Source organism: Sphingomonas cellulosilytica (assembly GCF_052321755.1).
Lineage (GTDB): Bacteria > Pseudomonadota > Alphaproteobacteria > Sphingomonadales > Sphingomonadaceae > Sphingomonas.
Window position 1 is genome coordinate 383575 of sequence record NZ_JBQRTT010000004.1, and the last position, 18743, is coordinate 402317.

Here is an 18743-nt window from a genome sequence, read left to right on the forward strand (position 1 = left end):
CGTGCGGGTGCATGTCGTCGATGCGGATCCGACGGCCAGTCGGCGGCTCGCGATGGTGATCGAGGGGCGGGGACATGTGGTGCAGACCTGGTCGTCCGCCGTCGAATTCATCGCCGCCGTCGGCGATGTGACGCCCGGCTGCGTGGTCATCGATCCGTATCAGGAAGGGGGCGATGCCGGGGAGATCCAGCGGCGCTTGGCTGCCCCCGGGCTCGCCTTGCCCAACGTGATCGTGACGGCCTGTCGCGATGTGGAGATCGCCGTGGCAGCGATGCAGGCAGGGGCGATCGATTTCATCGCCAAGCCCGCCGACCCCGATCGTCTGTTCGCGGCGATCGCCGTCGGTGCGCAGCGGCTGACCCGCGCGCGGCGGCGCGAGGCGACGATGCGGCGCGTCAACGCTGCGCTGGACATGCTGAGCGGACGCGAACGGGAGGTGCTGGAAGGGCTGACGCGGGGCTGGTCGAACAAGGAAATCGCCCGCCACATGGCGATTTCGGCTCGCACCGTGGAGGTCCATCGCGCGAATCTGATGGTGAAGCTGGACGCGCAATCGCTGTCGCAGGCGCTACGGATCGCTTTCATTTCCCACATGTGCGCGATGATCAATCCGGCGCTGCACGAGTGATCGCGCCCACCGGCCGCGGCGTCAATTCCGAACGCTGATCCCGTTATCGGCGGCGTGACTGCGGACCAGAGACAGCGCTTCTTCGATGCGGATCGCGGCAAAGTCGAGTTGCAGGGTGTCGGCGAGATGTACCGCCTCCTCCAGCAGCGCCTCCATCGTCTGCAAAGACGCCGCTTCGTGCCGGCCATTGGCGTTGTCGATCAGTCGCTTCGACGATCCCATCGCACCTTCCCCCATCCTCTGGCACTTAGGTAAGGCGAACGGGGATGCTATAATATACGTTAAATACCGTAGGCCGAGGATGGCGGTGGCGACACGGCGGCGGCGCCGGCCGGCCGAAGATCGCGGCCATGGCGGCGGGCAGCGCGAAGCGCCGCGACATAGCTGCCCGCGATCATCACGGCGCTGAGCAATCCGACCAGCAGCGCGTCGGCGACCAGCACCGGCCACAGCCAGGCCCGGCCGACGAGCAACGCCGCGGCGCCGAGGGCATAATGCGGCACCATCAGCGGCAGGATGGTCAGCAGCAGAAAGGCGAAGGTCCAGGGCAGCTGTCGCGCCATGATCCGGCTCGACGTCAACGGTCCGATCCGTGGGTTGCCGAGCGCGGCAGCGACCGACCATGCCGGCAGCAGGCAACCGATGACCTGGCCGACCGCGAAAGCGGCCAGGGTCACTCCGATCGAGCGTGGCAGGACGAAGAGTTGCACCGCGGCTACCACAAGGTGAAAGCCGATCACGCCGGCGAACAGCAGCACCGCAGGCTTGTCCGCAGCCGCCGCACGCCGGCGATCACCGAAGGCGAGGAACCGGGTGACCCAATAGCCGGGGAGGATGAGCGACAGCACCTTCGCCATGCCGAAGGCCATGCGCACCGGATGGTGCTCCGTCGCCTTGGCCGCGGCGATGCTGTCGTACATGCCGATGCGTACCTCCGCGACATGCTGGAGCAGTTCGAACGCCACCGGGATCAGCGCGAGGAGAGGGCAGGCGACGAGGAAGGCGATGCTGCCCCGATAGGCATCGCGATAGGCGTGCAGGAACGTCATGGTGCATCGTCCTCCTGATCGAAGGTGAGTATGTCGCCGGGTTGGCAATCGAGCGCGGTGCAGATCGCCTCCAGCGTCGAGAAGCGGATCGCCTTCGCCTTGCCGGTCTTGAGGATCGACAGGTTGGCGAGCGTGATGTCGACGCGCTCGCTGAGCTGGGTCAGCGTCATGCGGCGGGCATGCAGCAGATCGTCGAGGTGGACGCGGACCGGCATCAGACGGTGCCGTCCAGATCGTCCTGCATGGCCGTGCCGCGCTCGAACACCTGCGCCAGCACGAAGGCGACCAGCACCGCGACCCAGCCGGTGAAGCTCGGCTGCCAGTTGAGATAATCGATCCGCAGCGACCGGGCGAACACCGTCGCGATGCCGAAGCCGATATCGGCGATCTGCACCAGCAGGAGCATCCAGCCGATCGTGCGCAGCCGCGCGGCATTGCCGCTGGAGAAGGGGGTGCCTGTCTCCACCGTCCGCAGGATCGCCCGCAGCGCGACCAGCAGCCGCTCGATCGCGAGGCCGAACGGCAGGCTGAGCAGCATGGTGATCTGCATGAACGTCACCGCCAGCGCCGGATCGACCGTGCCGTGATATTTCCGGACCAGTGCCGCCTCGACCAGTTCGGCGCCGGGCAGGGTGGCGACGAGCGCTGCCAGCAGGAACAGCACGGCCACGCCATTGGCGATCCGCAGGCCCTGGACCAGCAGCATGGTTCGACGAAGCAGGTGGTTGGATGTGGCCATGTCTGTTCCCCTTGGACGCAGGCATGGCACGCATATCGAAAAACGGCAATGAAATTATTGAAAATCGATAATTGAAGAGTGGGACCGGTGCCGAACAGCTACCGTTCAGGCTTGTCCCGAACCACACGTGAGTGGGGGGGGGCAAGCACCACGTTTGGCCAGACGTTCTACCCGGGCGCGGCTTTGGTCGGCAAACGTAGGCATGCCCATACGCAGCACCGGTCACCGGCCTGCCGCCTATCAAACGTCCATCGCCTCACAATGAAAAACCGCCGCCCGGCATCCCGGACGGCGGTTCTTCACATCAGGCCGTAGCCGAAGCGCAGGATCACTCCTGGTTCAGATACTCGCCGGCGGCCGCGTCGCTGCCGTCGCCCGAGGGGACGACCTCGGCGAGCGGGTCGGAGCCCGTGCCGGTGTCGTCGCGGGTCGAACGCTGCGCCTCGGCGGCGCGCAGTTCCGCGGCCGATGCGGGAGCGACGATCGCCGCCTGCAACGCGCGCTGCTGCGAGCGCAGCGCGGCGTCGCGGCTGGAGGCCGCCACGCGCAGGCGGTTCATGCCCGCGCCGGTGCCCGCCGGGATCAGGCGACCGACGATGACGTTCTCCTTGAGGCCCATCAGCGTGTCCTGCTTGCCCTGGACCGCCGCCTCGGTGAGGACGCGGGTGGTCTCCTGGAACGACGCCGCCGAGATGAAGCTGCGGGTCTGCAGCGACGCCTTGGTGATGCCGAGCAGCACGGGCTTGCCCTGCGCGCGGGTTTCGTTCGCACCCAGCTTGTCGTTGGTTGCGTCCATTTCCTCGCGATCGACCTGCTCGCCCTTCAGCAGCGTGGTGTCGCCGCCGTCGGTGATCTCGACCTTCTGCAGCATCTGACGAACGATCGTCTCGATGTGCTTGTCGTTGATCTTCACGCCCTGCAGTCGATAGACTTCCTGGATCTCGCTGACGAGATATTCGGCCAGCGGCTCGATCCCCATCGTCTCCAGGATGTCGTGCGGGTTGGGCGAACCGCCGATCAGGTTGTCGCCACGCTTGACGTAGTCGCCTTCCTGAACGTCGATCACCTTCGACTTCGGCACCAGATATTCGACGACGTCGCCGCCATCCTCGGGCTGGATGCCGATCTTGCGCTTCGCCTTGTAATCCTTGCCGAACACGACGCGGCCGGACACCTTGGCGATGATCGCCGCCTCCTTCGGCACGCGCGCCTCGAACAGTTCGGCGACGCGCGGCAGACCGCCGGTGATGTCGCGGGTCTTGGCGGACTCGCGGCTCACGCGGGCCAGAACGTCACCGGCCTGGACCTGCGCATTGTCGTCGACCGACAGCACCGCACCCGGCGCCAGCATGTAGCGGGCGGCCTCTCCGTCTTCCGACGTCGTGAGGGTCAGGCGCGGACGCAGATCCTCCTTCGACTTGGACGAGGTGCGGTATTCGATGACGACGCGCTGGGCGATGCCCGTCGCTTCGTCGGTCTGCTCGGTCAGCGTCTTGCCCTCGGTGAGGTCCTGATACTTCACGATACCCGAATTCTCGGTGATGACGGGCATGGTGAACGGATCCCACTCCGCCATGCGATCGCCCTTCGACAGCATGTGGCCATCGTCGAACATCACATAAGCGCCGTACGGGATACGGTGCGTCGACAGCTCGCGACCGTCCATGTCGACGATCGCGATCTCGCCGGAGCGCGACAGCGTCACGCGGCGGCCACGCTGGTCGACGATCAGGCGCAGGTCGCGGAACTGGGCGGTACCGTCGACCGGTGCCTCCAGGTTCGACTGCTCGTTGAGCTGCGCCGCGCCACCGATGTGGAACGTACGCATCGTCAGCTGCGTGCCCGGCTCGCCGATCGACTGCGCCGCGATGACGCCGACCGCTTCGCCGATGTTCACCGGCGTACCGCGGGCGAGATCACGCCCGTAGCACTTGCCGCAAACGCCGACCTTCGATTCGCAGACCAGCGGCGAGCGGATCTTCATGCCCTGGATGCCCAGCGCCTCGATCTTCGCGACCATCGCCTCGTCGAGCAGCGTGCCGACCGGGATCATCACCGCGTTGCTCTTCGGATCGACGACGTCTTCGGCCGTGGTTCGGCCGAGGATGCGCTCGCCGAGCGACGCGATCGTCGAACCGCCCTGCACGATCGCCTTCATCTCCAGCGCGCGCTCGGTGCCGCAATCCTCCTCGACGATGACGCAGTCCTGCGACACGTCGACGAGGCGGCGGGTGAGATACCCCGAGTTCGCCGTCTTCAACGCCGTGTCCGCAAGGCCCTTGCGGGCGCCGTGGGTGGAGTTGAAATATTCGAGGACGGTCAGGCCTTCCTTGAAGTTCGAGATGATCGGCGTCTCGATGATTTCACCGCTCGGCTTGGCCATCAGGCCGCGCATACCGGCAAGCTGCTTGATCTGCGCCTGCGAACCGCGGGCCCCGGAGTGCGCCATCATGTAGATCGAGTTGATGTCCTTCTCACGGCCCTTGTTGGGACCGTCGTCATAGTGACGGACAGCCTTGATCTCGTTCATCATCGAGTTCGCGACCTGATCGCCGCAACGGCTCCAGGCGTCGATCACCTTGTTGTACTTCTCCTGCTGCGTGATCAGGCCGTCCTGATACTGCTGCTCGAAGTCCTTCACCTGCTCGCGCGTCTCGTCGACCAGCACGTCCTTGTCGGGCGCGATGATCATGTCGTCCTTGCCGAACGAGATGCCGGCGCGGAACGCGTGACGGAAGCCCAGCGCCATGATCGCATCGGCGAACAGCACCGTCTCCTTCTGGCCGGTGTGACGATAGACCTCGTCGATCACGTCGCCCACGTCCTTCTTGGTGAGGAGGCGGTTGACGGTCTCGAACGGCACCTTGTGGCTCTTCGGCAGCGTCTCGCCGAGCAGCATGCGGCCCGGCGTCGTCTCGTAGCGCTTGAGGTACTGGTTACCCTGTTCGTCGGTCTGCGGCACGCGACTGACGATCTTGGTGTGCAGCGTCACCGCATTGGCGAACAGCGCCTGGTGCACCTCCTCCATGTCGGCCAGCACCATGCCTTCGCCGGGCTCGCCTTCCTTCATCATCGACAGATAATAGAGGCCCAGCACCATGTCCTGCGACGGCACGATGATAGGCTTGCCGTTGGCGGGCGACAGGATGTTGTTGGTCGACATCATCAGCACGCGCGCTTCCAGCTGCGCTTCCAGCGACAGCGGAACGTGCACGGCCATCTGGTCGCCGTCGAAGTCGGCGTTGAACGCCGAGCAGACCAGCGGGTGGAGCTGGATCGCCTTGCCCTCGATCAGCACCGGCTCGAACGCCTGGATGCCCAGGCGGTGGAGCGTCGGCGCGCGGTTCAGCATCACCGGATGCTCGCGGATCACCTCGTCCAGGATGTCCCAGACTTCCTTGCGCTCCTTCTCGACCCACTTCTTCGCCTGCTTCAGGGTCATGGACAGACCCTTGGCGTCGAGGCGCGCGTAGATGAACGGCTTGAACAGCTCGAGCGCCATCTTCTTCGGCAGGCCGCACTGGTGCAGCTTGAGCTCCGGACCGGTCACGATGACCGAGCGGCCCGAATAGTCGACGCGCTTGCCGAGCAGGTTCTGGCGGAAGCGGCCCTGCTTGCCCTTGAGCATGTCGCTGAGCGACTTCAGCGGACGCTTGTTGGCGCCCGTGATCGTGCGGCCGCGACGACCGTTGTCGAAGAGGGCGTCGACCGCCTCCTGCAGCATGCGCTTCTCGTTGCGGACGATGATGTCCGGCGCGCGCAGCTCCATCAGCCGCTTCAGGCGGTTGTTGCGGTTGATGACGCGGCGGTACAGGTCGTTGAGGTCCGACGTCGCGAAGCGGCCGCCGTCGAGCGGCACCAGCGGGCGCAGCTCGGGCGGGATGACCGGCACGACCTCGAGGATCATCCACTCGGGGCGGTTGCCCGATTCCAGGAAGCTCTCGACGACCTTCAGGCGCTTGATGATCTTCTTGGGCTTCAGCTCCGACTTGGTCGTCGCCAGCTCTTCGAGCAGCTGCGTCTTCTCGCCCTCGAGATCGAGGTTTTCGAGCATGATGCGCACCGCTTCTGCACCGATGCCGGCGGAGAAGGCATCTTCACCATATTCGTCCTGCGCTTCGAGCAGTTCGTCTTCGGTCAGCAGCTGGTACTTTTCGAGCGGGGTGAGGCCCGGCTCGATCACGATATACGCCTCGAAATAGAGAACGCGCTCGAGCTGCTTCAGCTGCATGTCGAGCAGCAGGCCGATGCGGCTCGGCAGCGACTTCAGGAACCAGATGTGCGCGACCGGGGCGGCGAGCTCGATATGGCCCATCCGCTCGCGGCGCACCTTCGACACCGTGACTTCGACACCGCACTTTTCGCAGACGATGCCCTTGTACTTCATGCGCTTGTACTTGCCGCAAAGGCATTCGTAATCCTTGATCGGACCGAAGATGCGCGCGCAGAACAGGCCGTCACGCTCGGGCTTGAACGTGCGGTAGTTGATCGTCTCGGGCTTCTTGATCTCGCCGAACGACCACGAACGGATCTTGTCGGGCGAGGCGATGCCGATCTGGATCTGGTCGAAGGTTTCCGGCTTCGCGATCGGATTGGCGAAATTGGTCAGTTCGTTCATGTTCTTACCTCATTCCCCTCCCGCTTGCGGGAGGGGCTAGGGGAGGGCGTGTCCGTGTCGGAGAGGGTCCCGCCTTGTCAGGCCCTCCCCCGACCCCTCCCGCAAGCGGGAGGGGAGAATATTGCTTACTCCGCCGCCTCGGCGAGGCCGCCTTCGTCTTCCAGGTCCTGCATGGACTTGAGGTCGACGTTGAGGCCCAGCGAGCGCATTTCCTTGACGAGCACGTTGAAGCTCTCCGGGATGCCGGCCTCGAACGTGTCGTCGCCCTTGACGATCGCCTCGTAGACCTTGGTGCGGCCGACGACGTCGTCGGACTTCACCGTCAGCATCTCCTGCAAGGTGTACGCCGCGCCGTAGGCCTGGAGCGCCCAGACCTCCATTTCGCCGAAGCGCTGGCCGCCGAACTGCGCCTTGCCGCCCAGCGGCTGCTGGGTGACGAGGCTGTACGGCCCGATCGAACGCGCGTGGATCTTGTCGTCCACCAGGTGGTGCAGCTTGAGCATGTAGATGATGCCCACGGTCACCTTGCGATCGAACTTGTCGCCGGTGCGGCCGTCGAACAGCTCCGACTGGCCCGACGGGTCGAGACCCGCCAGCTCCAGCATCGCCGACACGTCGCTCTCGCGCGCGCCGTCGAACACGGGGGTGCCCATCGGAACGCCGGTCCGGATGTTCTTGACCAGCTCGGCGACATCCTCGGGCTCGCGGCTCTGGATGTCCTCGGCATAATGGTCGCCATAGACCTCGACGAGGCGCGCCTTGACCGCGTCGGGCATCTCGCCCGCCTTGGCATCCGGGTTGGCCTCGCGCCAGTCCTCGAGCGCCGTCGCGACCTGCATGCCCAGGTTACGGGCCGCCCAGCCGAGGTGCGTTTCGAAGATCTGACCGACGTTCATGCGGCTCGGCACGCCCAGCGGGTTGAGGACGAGGTCGACCGGCGTCCCGTCCGCGAGGAAGGGCATGTCCTCCTGCGGCAGGATGCGGCTGATGACGCCCTTGTTGCCGTGACGGCCGGCCATCTTGTCGCCCGGCTGCAGCTTGCGCTTCACCGCGACGAAGACCTTGACCATCTTGAGCACGCCCGGCGGCAGCTCGTCGCCCCGCTCCAGCTTCTCGCGACGATCGTGGAACTTGTCCGTGATCCGCTTGGCCGCTTCGTCATACTGCTGCTTGACGGCTTCCAGGTTGGACTGGACCGCATCGTCCTGCACCGCGAACTTCCACCATTCGTGGCGGTCGACGCTGTCGAGCAGGTCCATGTCGATCGTCGAGCCCTTCTTCAGGCCCTTCGGCACCGCGGTCGCGACCTGGTCGAGCAGCATCTCGCGCAGGCGGCTCCAGGTCGCCCGGTTGAGGATGGTGCGCTCGTCGTCCGAGTCCTTCTTCAGGCGCTCGATCTCCTCGCGCTCGATCGCCATCGCGCGCTCGTCCTTGTCGATGCCGTGGCGATTGAAGACGCGCACGTCGACGATCGTTCCGGCAACGCCCGGCGGCAGGCGCAGCGACGTGTCGCGCACGTCCGACGCCTTTTCACCGAAGATCGCGCGGAGCAGCTTCTCCTCCGGCGTCATCGGGCTCTCGCCCTTCGGCGTGATCTTGCCGACGAGGATGTCGCCCGGCTCGACCTCGGCACCGACGTAGACGATGCCCGCCTCGTCGAGGTTGCGCAGTGCTTCCTCACCGACGTTCGGGATGTCGCGCGTGATGTCCTCCGGCCCCAGCTTGGTGTCGCGGGCCATCACCTCGAACTCGTCGATGTGGATCGACGTGAACACGTCGTCTTTCACGATCCGCTCGGAGATGAGGATCGAGTCCTCGTAGTTGTAGCCGTTCCAGGGCATGAACGCGACGAGCGCGTTGCGGCCGAGTGCCAGCTCGCCGAACTCGGTCGACGGGCCGTCGGCGATCACGTCGCCGGCATTGACCACGTCGCCCACCTTCACCAGCGGGCGCTGGTTGATGCAGGTCGACTGGTTGGAGCGCTGGAACTTCATCAGCGTGTAGATGTCGACGCCCGACTTGGTGGAATCCACCTCGCCGGTCGCACGCACCACGATACGCGATGCATCGACCTGATCGACGATACCGGCACGGCGTGCCGAGATCGCGGCGCCCGAGTCACGCGCCACCGTCTCTTCCATGCCGGTGCCGACGAACGGCGCCTCGGCACGGACCAGCGGCACCGCCTGGCGCTGCATGTTCGAGCCCATCAGCGCGCGGTTGGCGTCGTCGTTCTCCAGGAACGGGATGAGCGACGCGGCGACCGACACCAGCTGCTTCGGGCTGACGTCCATCAGCGTGATCGTTTCGGGCAGCGCCATCAGGAACTCGCCCGCCTGACGTGCCGAGACGAGGTCTTCGGCGAAGCTGCCGTCGTCCTTCAGCTCGGCCGAAGCCTGTGCGATCGTGTGCTTGGCCTCTTCCATCGCCGACAGATAGACGACGTCGTCGCTGACCTTGCCGTCGATGATCTTGCGGTACGGCGTCTCGATAAAGCCATACTTGTTGACGCGGCTGAACGAGGCGAGGCTGTTGATGAGGCCGATGTTCGGGCCTTCCGGCGTCTCGATCGGGCAGATGCGGCCATAGTGCGTCGGGTGAACGTCGCGAACCTCGAAGCCCGCACGCTCACGCGTCAGGCCGCCCGGCCCGAGCGCCGAGACGCGACGCTTGTGCGTCACTTCTGACAGCGGGTTGGTCTGGTCCATGAACTGCGACAGCTGCGACGAGCCGAAGAATTCACGCACCGCGGCGACCGCGGGCTTGGCGTTGATGAGGTCGTTCGGCATGACTGTCGACACGTCGACAGAGGACATGCGCTCCTTCACGGCGCGCTCCATGCGGAGCAGGCCGACGCGATACTGGTTCTCGAGCAGCTCGCCCACCGAACGCACGCGGCGGTTGCCGAGATTGTCGATATCGTCGATCTCGCCCTTGCCGTCCTTGAGGTCGACCAAGGTCTTGACCACCGCGAGGATGTCCTCGGTGCGCAGCGTCGTCACCGTGTCCTCGGCATCGAGGTCGAGGCGCATGTTGAGCTTGACGCGGCCCACCGCCGACAGGTCGTAGCGGTCCGGATCGAAGAACAGGCCGGCGAACAGCGCCTCCGCCGTCTCCAGCGTCGGCGGCTCGCCGGGGCGCATGACGCGGTAGATGTCGGAAAGCGCCTGCTCGCGCTCCTCGGCCTTGTCGGCCTTCAGCGTGTTGCGGATCCACGCGCCGGTCGACACGTGATCGATGTCGAGCAACTCGATGCGATCGATGCCCGCCTTGTCGAGCTTTTCGAGATTGTCGGGGCCGATCTCATCGCCCGCCTCGACGTAGATCTCGCCGGTCGTCTCGTTGATGAGGTCATAGGCCGAATAGCGGCCGTAGATCTCCTCGGTCGGGATCAGCAGCTCGGTGAGGCCGTCCTTGGCCGCCTTGTTGGCGGCGCGCGGGCTGATCTTCTGCTGGGCGGCGAACACCACCTCGCCCGAATTGGCGTCGACGATGTCGAACAGCGGCTTCACGCCGCGCCAGTTCTCGGCCGCGAACGGAATGCGCCAGCCGCCTTCGCCGCGGACGTAGGTCACGCGGTTGTAGAAGTGGTTGAGGATATCCTCGCTGGTCATGCCGAGCGCGTAGAGCAGCGCCGTCACCGGCAGCTTGCGCTTGCGGTCGATACGGACGTTGACGATGTCCTTGGCGTCGAATTCGAAGTCGAGCCACGAACCGCGGTACGGGATGACGCGCGCGGCGAACAGATACTTGCCCGACGCGTGGGTCTTGCCGCGATCATGGTCGAACAGCACGCCCGGCGAGCGGTGCATCTGGCTGACGATGACGCGCTCGGTGCCGTTGATGAAGAAGGTGCCGTTCTCGGTCATGAGCGGCATGTCGCCCATGTAGACGTCCTGCTCCTTGATATCGATGACCGACTTGGCCTCGGTATCCGGATCGACCTCGAACGCGGTCAGGCGCAGCGTGACGCGCATCGGCGCGGCATAGGTGATGCCACGCTGGCGGCATTCCTCCACGTCGAACTTCGGCGGTTCGAGGACGTAGTCGTCGAAATCGAGATAGGCGGTGCCGGCGAAATCCTGGATCGGGAACACGCTGCGCAGCGTCTTCTCCAGGCCCGAGACGTGGCCCGTGCTCTTGTCGGACCGCAGGAACTGCTCGTAGCTTTCGCGCTGAACCTCGATCAGGTTCGGCATCTGGATGACTTCGTGGATGTCCCCGAAGATCTTGCGGATGCGCCGCTTGGCGGTGCTGCCCTGGATCGCCTTGGTGGCCATGAGCGTTATCTGTCCTCAATCGCGGCCGGTGCCGGCCTGAATGTCGTGCCCGGGAGCCCCCGGGCGGGACGCGAGACGGGACGCAAAAAAGCCGATCGCAACCCCGTGCGTCGGCCTTCAGCGTCCTGGAACCAGCAACTCCCTATTCGTACGATGCGCTGCGCGACGGCGCCTCATGTCCCGAAAGCTGTGGTGAGACGCAGATATAGGAGCGATGACGGAGCCTGTCAAAGGGGGGCGTCCAGCGGCGATCCAACGCATGCCGATCCATTCGCCGACGCGGCCGGGCGCTTCGTCGCAGCGCAGGTGGCGGTCGCGCACGGTTCATCCAGAGGCGCGCAGGGGTTTTCCGGTGAGATCGAACGCTATGACTATCCAGCGGCGCGCGCGGAGCGGCGCGATCGCCCTTCTGCTTGCCGGCGTCGTGCTGCCGGTGGGGGTATGGCCGGCCACGGCGCAGACGACGCCCCCTGCCGGAGCCCCGGCCACGCCCCCCGCCGGGCCTGCGCCTTCGCCGACACCGCAAACCTTGCCGGGGCTCGAGACGTTCAGCCTGCCGTCCTCGCGTCCCCCGACGCCGACGCCCGTCCCTACAGCGGAAGCGACGCCTGCGCCGGTGACCACACCTACGCCGCGGGCGACGCCGACACAGCGGGCGACACCTGCGCCCCAAGCTACGCCGACGGCGGTGTCGACGCCTCTGGCGACGCCATCACCGTCGCCTGCGCCCAGCCCGGCTGCGGTTGCCACGCCTGCGGCAGTACCGACTGCCGAAGCGGCGCCGGAGCCCGTGGACACGCCGACGCCCTCGTCACCGGGCGCCAGCACTCCACCGGTGGCGGCTGATGAAGGAGGCTTCCCAAGTCTGTGGCTGATCGTGGGGGCGCTGGTTGCGGCCGGCATCGCCGCAGCGCTGTGGCACCGTCGCCGCCAGCGGCCACTGGCGATCACGGAACAGCCGCCGGCCGAGCCCGCCGATCGCGCTCAGACTGCGCCACCCGCGCCGCCGCCTGTCCGGGAAAGCCGCAAGGCGCCGGCGATGCTCGACCCGGCACCCGTGCCTGCCGAGCGTGCGACGCTCGCAATGTCGCTGGCGCCACGCCGTGCCGGGCTGAATCTGCTCAGCGCGACGGTGGAGGCGGAGCTGACCGTCCGCAATCACGGCACGGTGCCTGCGCAGGCGATCCGCATCGGCGCGGTGCTGACCGGCGCGACACCCGGGCAGGGGGGCGAGGTCGCATCGCTCTTCGCCCAGCCGATCGGCCGGCCGGCGACGCCGCCGTTCGCGCTCGCGCCGGGTGAGGAGCGCAAGGTGCGCCTGGTGGTGGCCTTGCCGCGCGCCGACATGCAGCCGCTGGAGGCAGGCGGACGCGCGCTGATCGTGCCCGTCGTCATCGTCAACGCGCTGTACGACGCCGGCGGCATGGAGGGGCAGAGCGCCAACGCCTTTGCGGTCGGCATAGAGCGTGTCGACAGCGCCAAGCTGGCGCCATTCTGGCTCGATCAGCCCGCCCGTATGTACGACGGGCTCGGCGTGCGGCCCTATGGTGCTGCGATCGTACGATAAAGGCCGCGCGTAGCCGCCATCGTCAATCCTTCGTTTACCGTCGCGCGATTAAGTCCGTTTTGGCTAAATCGAAGGGAACGGACATGGATCGGCACGGACAAGGCGAAGCGGTGTGGCAGGCGGTCTGCCGCTCCGCCGCCGTCGTCGAATTCGATCCCGACGGCCATGTCGTCTGGGCCAACGACCTGTTCTGCGGCCTGCTCGGCTATTCGCTCGACGAACTGCGCGGCCGCCATCACCGGCTCTTCTGCACGGCGCAGGACATCGCCGCCCCCAGCTATGCCGCCTTCTGGCAATCGCTGCGCGATGGCCGTTTCGCCGCGGGCGAGTTCAAGCGCCTCACCAAGGACGGGCGCGAGGTGCGCCTGCAGGCGACGTATAATCCGGTACTGGCCGAGGACGGTTCGGTGTCCGGCATCGTCAAGGTCGCCTCCGACGTCAGCGCGACCCGCCGCTCGGATGCCGAGCGCGCCGCACGGATCACGGCAGTCGAGCGCAGCCAGGCGGTGGTCGAATTCGCGCTCGACGGCACCATCCTCAGCGCCAACGCCAATTTCCTGCGTTTGACGGGTTATCGCGAGGACGAGATCGTCGGGCGACACCACCGCATGTTCTGCGAGCCGGCGCATGCGGCATCACGCGACTATGCCGCCTTCTGGCGCAAGCTGGGGTCGGGCGAGTTCGATACCGGGGTGTACCGCCGCGTCGGGCGCAACGGCGTCGAATTCTGGGTGCAGGCCGCCTATAACCCGGTGCTCGACCCGGATGGGCGGCCCTGCAAGATCGTCAAGATAGCCAGCGACGTGACCCGCCAGGTGCTGCTGGAGCAGGAACTGGTCGCGCGGCTGGCCGAGGGCGAACGCTTCCAGCAGGCGCTCGCCAGCCAGTCGGCCGAGTTGCAGGATACGATGGACCAGCTCGTCGGTATCGTCGCGGCGATCGGCGAGATCGCGGCGCAGACCAACCTCCTGGCGCTGAACGCGACGATCGAGGCGGCGCGCGCCGGCCAGGCGGGACGTGGCTTTGCGGTGGTGGCGGCGGAGGTCAAGAAGCTGGCGGGCGACACGCGGCTGGCGACGCAGCGGGCGGCGGTGATGATGAACCGCCGATCGGCGGCAGAGGCTGCCTGACGCGAAAAAGGGCGACGTCCATGGACGCCGCCCCTTTTCTGCCTGCCCCGACGAAAGCCGGGGCCGAAGCTTGGCGGAGGAGGGGGCAGCGTGCTGCCCGCTCCTTCCGCTGCGGCTTACTTCAGCTCGACGGTCGCGCCGGCTTCTTCAAGCTGCTTCTTGACCTTCTCGGCCTCGTCCTTGTTCACGCCTTCCTTGACCGGCTTCGGCGCGCCCTCAACGAGAGCCTTCGCTTCGGTCAGGCCCAGGCCGGTGATCGCGCGGACTTCCTTGATGACGTTGATCTTCTTGCCACCGTCGCCGGTGAGGATCACGTCGAACTCGGTCTTCTCTTCGGCGGCCGGAGCAGCGGCGCCACCGCCGGCGGCGGGAGCGGCGGCAACGGCAGCGGCGGCCGAAACGCCCCACTTCTCTTCGAGCAGCTTCGAGAGCTCGGCGGCTTCGAGGACGGTCAGTTCGCTCAGCTGGTCAACCAGCGCGTTCAGGTCTGCCATGATACTTCCTTCATAGTTCGGGGCGATCGCCCCGGAGTGTCGTTCAAAATTCGCTTAACCAAGCGCCTGAAGATCAGGCAGCTTCCTTCTCGGCATAGGCCGACAGCACGCGCGCGATCTGCGCCGCGGGAGCCTGGGTGATCGTCGCGAGCTTCGTTGCCGGAGCAACGATGAGGCCCACGATCTTCGCACGCAGTTCGTCCAGCGACGGCATGGTGGCGAGCGCCTGCACACCGGCTACGTCGAGAGCGGTCGCGCCCATCGATCCGCCGACGATTTCGAACTTGTCGTTCGTCTTCGCGAAATCGACCGCAACCTTGGCTGCGGCGACCGGATCGATCGAGGAGGCAAGGCCGACCGGGCCGGTGAGCATGTCGCCCAGCGAACCGTAGTCGGTGCCATCGAGTGCGATCTTGGCAAGCTTGTTCTTCGAGACCTTGTAGGTCGCGCCGGCGTCCCGCATCAGGTTGCGCAGTCGCGTGGACTGCGCCACCGTCATTCCGTTGTTGCGGGTGACGACCACCACGCCGACCTCGGAAAAGGTGCGATTCAACTCGGCAACGGCCGCGGCCTTTTGAGCACGATCCATGCCATTCTCCACGTTTTGAGAGCGCCGCAAGCGGCCCTCCCGGTTACAAACCGGCAGGGGAAAACCCCGGCCGGGGTTGTCCATCGATGGGGAAGGCACCCGTGAAGGTGTAGCAGACCGGCGCGCGACGCATCGCGAGCGGATCCTGCGGAATTCCTGTCCCCGTCTCGGCAGGACATTAAGCCGCGGCAAATCCGGGGCACCTGCTGTCTTGGACGGATGCCGGACGAGCGAACCCGCCGGCAAGCGCGGGCTATTAGCGGCAAATGGGCGGGAGTCAATCGGCACCCTGCCATTCACGGGCCGGCGGGGATCGACTGTCTTCGATCCGTCACGCCGGCTTCATCCTGCCGTCACGCCGGCGCAACTCCGGTGCCGCTTTTCGCCGCCAAAGCGCCTGCGACGCGGCGAAGTGCCGCCATTGCGGGGGAATACCATGACGATGCTGAACCAGCCGACGATCGGCTATGACGATGGCGACATCGACACCAACACCAGCGCCAATCCGCACCTCGATGACCTGATCGCGATCCGCTATTCGCGGCGGCAGACGCTGCGCGGCGGCCTGTCGGCGATGACCGCGGCGGTGTTCGGCAGCACGCTGCTGACCGCCTGCGACAAGGACGACGACCGCCGCGCCGCCACGGTGGCCGCGGGCGATGCCGTGGCGACCACGGCGGGCAAGACCGTGACGCTGTCGGGCACCGTGACCAGCGGCAATGCGAGCAGCACCGGCTGGACGCAGACCAGCGGCCCGATCGTGACGCTGGCCAATGCGGCGACGTCCACCGCCAGCTTCACCGCGCCAGCGGTGACGAGCGCCACGCCGCTCGGTTTCCAGTTCTCCAGCACGTCGGGGGACGGCATCAAGTCGGTCGCCGACACGACCGTCACCGTATCGCCGGCGGTGCTCGACTTCACCGCCGTGCCCAAGAGCCTCGCCGATGTCGTCGCCGTGCCCGCCGGCTATCAGGTGACGGTGCTCTACCGGTTGGGTGATCCGATCAACGGCAGCGTCGGCGCCTATGCCAACGATGGCACCGACACCTCCTTCTCTGCGCGCGCCGGCGACCACCACGACGGCATGAGCTATTTCGGCCTCGCCGCGACCGGCAATACGCCCGACGCGAGCAACAGCGGCCGCGGCCTGCTCGTCCTCAACCATGAGAATATCACCGAAAGCTACCTGCACCCCAATGGCCCGACCAACCTGTCCTCGGGCGTGCGGCCGGTGGCGGAGGTGCTGAAGGAAATGGAATGCCACGGCGTCAGCGTGATCGAGATCGCGCGGGCCGCGGCAGGCTGGAGCTACAGCAGCAGCAGCAGCCTCAATCGTCGCATCACGCCGTTCACCCCGACGGCCTTCTCGGGTCCCGTCGCAGGCAGCGCGCTGCTCTTCACCGCTTATGCGCCGACCGGCCGGGCGGGGCGCGGCACGATCAACAATTGCGCCAACGGCACGATGCCGTGGAACACCTATCTGACCGCGGAGGAGAATTGGGCGGGCTATTTCCGCCGCGATGCCGGCGACAACACGCGCCGTGCCGCTGCCGTCGGTGCCAAATCCATCACCGCCTTTACCCGCTACGGCCTGGGCGAACGCACCGGCAACTACCGCTGGACCTTCTCGGATGCGCCGCCCTCCGGCGATCCGACGCGCGTCGCCAAGTTCAACGCGACGATCGATCCCGCCCGCGCGGCGAACGGCACGGAGGATTTCCGCAACGAGCCCAATCAATATGGCTGGATCGTCGAGATCGACCCGTTCAATCCCGCGTCCACGCCGCGCAAGCGCACCGCGCTCGGCCGGATGAACCATGAAGGCTGCGTCGTCGGCCGGACGATCCCGGGCGTCCGCCCCGCCTTCTACATGGGCGACGATGCGCAGAACGAATATCTCTACAAGTTCGTCGCCGCGACGCCCTGGGCCGCGGCCGATGCGACCGCGACCGACCGACTGGCGATCGGCGACAAATATCTCGATACCGGAACGCTCTACGTCGCGAAGCTCAATGCCGATGGCAGCGGTCAATGGCTGCCGCTGGTGTTCGGGCAGGGGCCGCTGACCGCCGGCAATGCGGCCTATGCCTTCGCCGACCAGGCCGACGTGCTGACCCATGCGCGGCTGGCCGGGGACGCGCTCGGTGCGACCCGGATGGACCGTCCCGAATGGACCGCGGTCAACCCGGTCAACGGCGAGATGTACCTGACGCTGACCAACAATTCCTCACGCACCGTCGCCACGACCGACGCTGCCAATCCGCGCGCCTATAGCGACCCCAAGACGACCGGCGGCGCCTCGACCGGCAATCCCAACGGCCATGTCATCCGCCTGAGGGAAGCCGGCGACACCAGCGAGGCGCTGACCTTCACCTGGGACATCTACGCCTTCGGCGCCGGTGCGGACCTCGATCCCACCAACATCAACCTGTCGGGACTGGATGCCACCAACGACTTCTCCTCGCCCGACGGCCTGTGGTTCGCGCGGCCGAGCAACGTCTCGGGGCAGGGGACGCCGCTGATGTGGATCGAGACGGACGACGGCGCCTATACCGATGTCACCAACTGCATGCTGCTCGCCGCCATCCCCGGCCGCGTCGGCGACGGGGGCACGCGCACGATCACCAACAGCCTGAACGGCGCCACCGGCACGCAGGCGACGCGGATCGGCAAGGCGCCGGGGGCGACGCTGAAGCGCTTCCTGGTCGGTCCCAAACAGTGCGAGATCACCGGCATCGATTCGACGCCGGACGGCCGTTCGCTGTTCGTCAACGTCCAGCATCCCGGCGAAGGCGGCGGACCGGCCAACATCACCAGCAACTGGCCACAGAGCCAGGCGACGGGTAGCGGATCAGGGCGTCCCCGTTCGGCGACGATCGTCATCACCCGCACCGACGGCGGCATCATCGGCCTGTAACGCGGAAAAAGGGGGCGCCGGTCGTCGGCCGGTGCCCTTTTTGCCCCGAAATACCGCGTCCGATTACCGCCTTTTAACCAATGGGCCGCAAGAAGGTCCGAAATGATCGAGCTTTTTCCCCCGGCCGCATCCAGCGGTGTTCGCCCGTCGCGATCGGCGCACGCGTGAAGAAGCGCGAGGCTCGCCGCAAGGTCCTGGTCCGCGCGCGCATGCGCTCGGGCGATGCCTGGGGCGACGTGACCATCCACAACATGTCGTCGCGCGGACTGCTCGCCGCCGCCGATACCGATTGCCGGCCGGGAACGGTGATCGAAATCCGCCGCGTCCACCATATCATCGTCGGCCGCGTCGTATGGCAGAGCGGCGGCTATTTCGGCGTGCGGACGCAGGATGCGATCGACATGGACGGGATCGTCTCGGCCAAGCCGCCGGCGCACAAGCCCGGCACCGTCGATACCGGCGACCGCCGCACCGCACAGCGTCGGGCGCTGCCGATCGCCGATCGCGAGGCGCGCAGCCGCCGTTTCGCTTCCGGCTTCCAGTTCGTCGTATTGGTGCTCGCCATCGGTGCGGCATCGGTGATCGTCGCCCAGCAGGTCGGCGGCATCCTGTCGCGCCCGTTCGCCGCGATCGGCGCGCATCTCGACGGCAGCGCCGGCCAGGAACCGCCGACGAACCGGCCGTAGTGGAACATCGGGGATCGCGCGGCATTGCCGCCTTTCCTTCAGTGTT

At 66.5% G+C, this 18743-nt stretch carries 13 protein-coding genes and 1 pseudogene; 6 read left to right on the forward strand and 8 right to left on the reverse strand.

The window, feature by feature from the left end:
* Positions 1 to 7 precede the first annotated feature (7 nt).
* The gene (locus ACTZQ5_RS09285) at positions 8 to 628 is read left to right on the forward strand and encodes a response regulator transcription factor (RefSeq protein ID WP_443584886.1); all 621 of its coding nucleotides are present in this window, start codon (positions 8 to 10) and stop codon (positions 626 to 628) included.
* A 21-nt stretch (positions 629 to 649) separates the two neighbouring features.
* On the opposite strand, the gene ACTZQ5_RS09290 is transcribed toward ACTZQ5_RS09285, so the two are convergent.
* The 6 genes from ACTZQ5_RS09290 to rpoB form a co-directional block, all read right to left on the reverse strand.
* The gene (locus ACTZQ5_RS09290; protein ID WP_443584887.1) at positions 650 to 865 is read right to left on the reverse strand and encodes a hypothetical protein; all 216 of its coding nucleotides are present in this window, start codon (positions 863 to 865) and stop codon (positions 650 to 652) included.
* 44 nt (positions 866 to 909) lie between these two features.
* Positions 910 to 1677 carry a hypothetical protein gene (locus tag ACTZQ5_RS09295; RefSeq protein WP_443584888.1) on the reverse strand — a complete coding sequence of 256 codons (768 nt, stop codon included), beginning with the start codon at positions 1675 to 1677 and terminating at the stop codon, positions 910 to 912.
* Entirely contained in the window at positions 1674 to 1892 is a 219-nt protein-coding gene (locus ACTZQ5_RS09300) for a helix-turn-helix domain-containing protein (protein WP_443584889.1), read from the reverse strand. Before ACTZQ5_RS09300 ends, ACTZQ5_RS09295 begins: the two co-directional genes overlap by 4 nt.
* Positions 1892 to 2416 (reverse strand): DUF2975 domain-containing protein, encoded by a 525-nt coding sequence (locus tag ACTZQ5_RS09305; protein ID WP_443584890.1) that lies wholly within the window; start codon positions 2414 to 2416, stop codon positions 1892 to 1894. The genes ACTZQ5_RS09300 and ACTZQ5_RS09305 overlap by 1 nt, the downstream gene beginning before the upstream one ends.
* Positions 2417 to 2744: 328 nt before the next feature.
* Positions 2745 to 7034, reverse strand: coding sequence for a DNA-directed RNA polymerase subunit beta' (gene rpoC / locus ACTZQ5_RS09310; protein WP_443584891.1), 4290 nt, complete (start codon positions 7032 to 7034; stop codon positions 2745 to 2747).
* 125 nt (positions 7035 to 7159) lie between these two features.
* A complete protein-coding gene (gene rpoB, locus ACTZQ5_RS09315) occupies positions 7160 to 11314 on the reverse strand; it encodes a DNA-directed RNA polymerase subunit beta (protein ID WP_443584892.1) in 4155 nt (1384 codons plus the stop codon).
* 835 nt (positions 11315 to 12149) lie between these two features.
* Between rpoB and ACTZQ5_RS09320 the strand changes: the two genes are divergently transcribed.
* From ACTZQ5_RS09320 to ACTZQ5_RS09330, 3 genes and pseudogenes are all read left to right on the forward strand, one after another.
* Positions 12150 to 12881 (forward strand): hypothetical protein, encoded by a 732-nt coding sequence (locus ACTZQ5_RS09320; protein WP_443584893.1) that lies wholly within the window; start codon positions 12150 to 12152, stop codon positions 12879 to 12881.
* An 83-nt stretch (positions 12882 to 12964) separates the two neighbouring features.
* A pseudogene (locus ACTZQ5_RS09325) lies at positions 12965 to 13327 on the forward strand (PAS domain-containing protein); the annotation flags it as partial.
* Between the two features lie 33 nt (positions 13328 to 13360).
* Positions 13361 to 14011, forward strand: a complete 651-nt coding sequence (locus ACTZQ5_RS09330; protein ID WP_443584929.1) for a PAS domain-containing protein — start codon at positions 13361 to 13363, stop codon at positions 14009 to 14011.
* A 116-nt stretch (positions 14012 to 14127) separates the two neighbouring features.
* On the opposite strand, the gene rplL is transcribed toward ACTZQ5_RS09330, so the two are convergent.
* Positions 14128 to 14505: a 50S ribosomal protein L7/L12 gene (rplL, locus tag ACTZQ5_RS09335; RefSeq protein ID WP_443584894.1), complete on the reverse strand. Its 378-nt coding sequence runs from the start codon at positions 14503 to 14505 to the stop codon at positions 14128 to 14130.
* Between the two features lie 73 nt (positions 14506 to 14578).
* Complete coding sequence (gene rplJ, locus ACTZQ5_RS09340) at positions 14579 to 15094, reverse strand: 50S ribosomal protein L10 (RefSeq protein ID WP_443584930.1); 516 nt, start codon at positions 15092 to 15094, stop codon at positions 14579 to 14581.
* A 442-nt stretch (positions 15095 to 15536) separates the two neighbouring features.
* Between rplJ and ACTZQ5_RS09345 the strand changes: the two genes are divergently transcribed.
* Together ACTZQ5_RS09345 and ACTZQ5_RS09350 are read left to right on the forward strand one after the other, a co-directional pair.
* Positions 15537 to 18011, forward strand: coding sequence for a PhoX family protein (locus tag ACTZQ5_RS09345; protein WP_443584931.1), 2475 nt, complete (start codon positions 15537 to 15539; stop codon positions 18009 to 18011).
* Between the two features lie 164 nt (positions 18012 to 18175).
* Complete coding sequence (locus ACTZQ5_RS09350; RefSeq protein ID WP_443584895.1) at positions 18176 to 18697, forward strand: PilZ domain-containing protein; 522 nt, start codon at positions 18176 to 18178, stop codon at positions 18695 to 18697.
* Positions 18698 to 18743 lie beyond the last annotated feature (46 nt).

Bases quoted from the DNA above. Each gene is read 5' to 3' on its own strand.
- ACTZQ5_RS09290 (WP_443584887.1), bottom strand. From the start codon at position 865: ATGGGGGAAGGTGCGATGGGATCGTCGAAGCGACTGATCGACAACGCC.
- ACTZQ5_RS09295 (WP_443584888.1), bottom strand. From the start codon at position 1,677: ATGACGTTCCTGCACGCCTATCGCGATGCCTATCGGGGCAGCATCGCC.
- ACTZQ5_RS09300 (WP_443584889.1), bottom strand. From the start codon at position 1,892: ATGCCGGTCCGCGTCCACCTCGACGATCTGCTGCATGCCCGCCGCATG.
- ACTZQ5_RS09305 (WP_443584890.1), bottom strand. From the start codon at position 2,416: ATGGCCACATCCAACCACCTGCTTCGTCGAACCATGCTGCTGGTCCAG.
- rpoC (WP_443584891.1), bottom strand. From the start codon at position 7,034: ATGAACGAACTGACCAATTTCGCCAATCCGATCGCGAAGCCGGAAACC.
- rpoB (WP_443584892.1), bottom strand. From the start codon at position 11,314: ATGGCCACCAAGGCGATCCAGGGCAGCACCGCCAAGCGGCGCATCCGC.
- rplL (WP_443584894.1), bottom strand. From the start codon at position 14,505: ATGGCAGACCTGAACGCGCTGGTTGACCAGCTGAGCGAACTGACCGTC.
- rplJ (WP_443584930.1), bottom strand. From the start codon at position 15,094: ATGGATCGTGCTCAAAAGGCCGCGGCCGTTGCCGAGTTGAATCGCACC.
- ACTZQ5_RS09345 (WP_443584931.1), top strand. From the start codon at position 15,537: ATGCTGAACCAGCCGACGATCGGCTATGACGATGGCGACATCGACACC.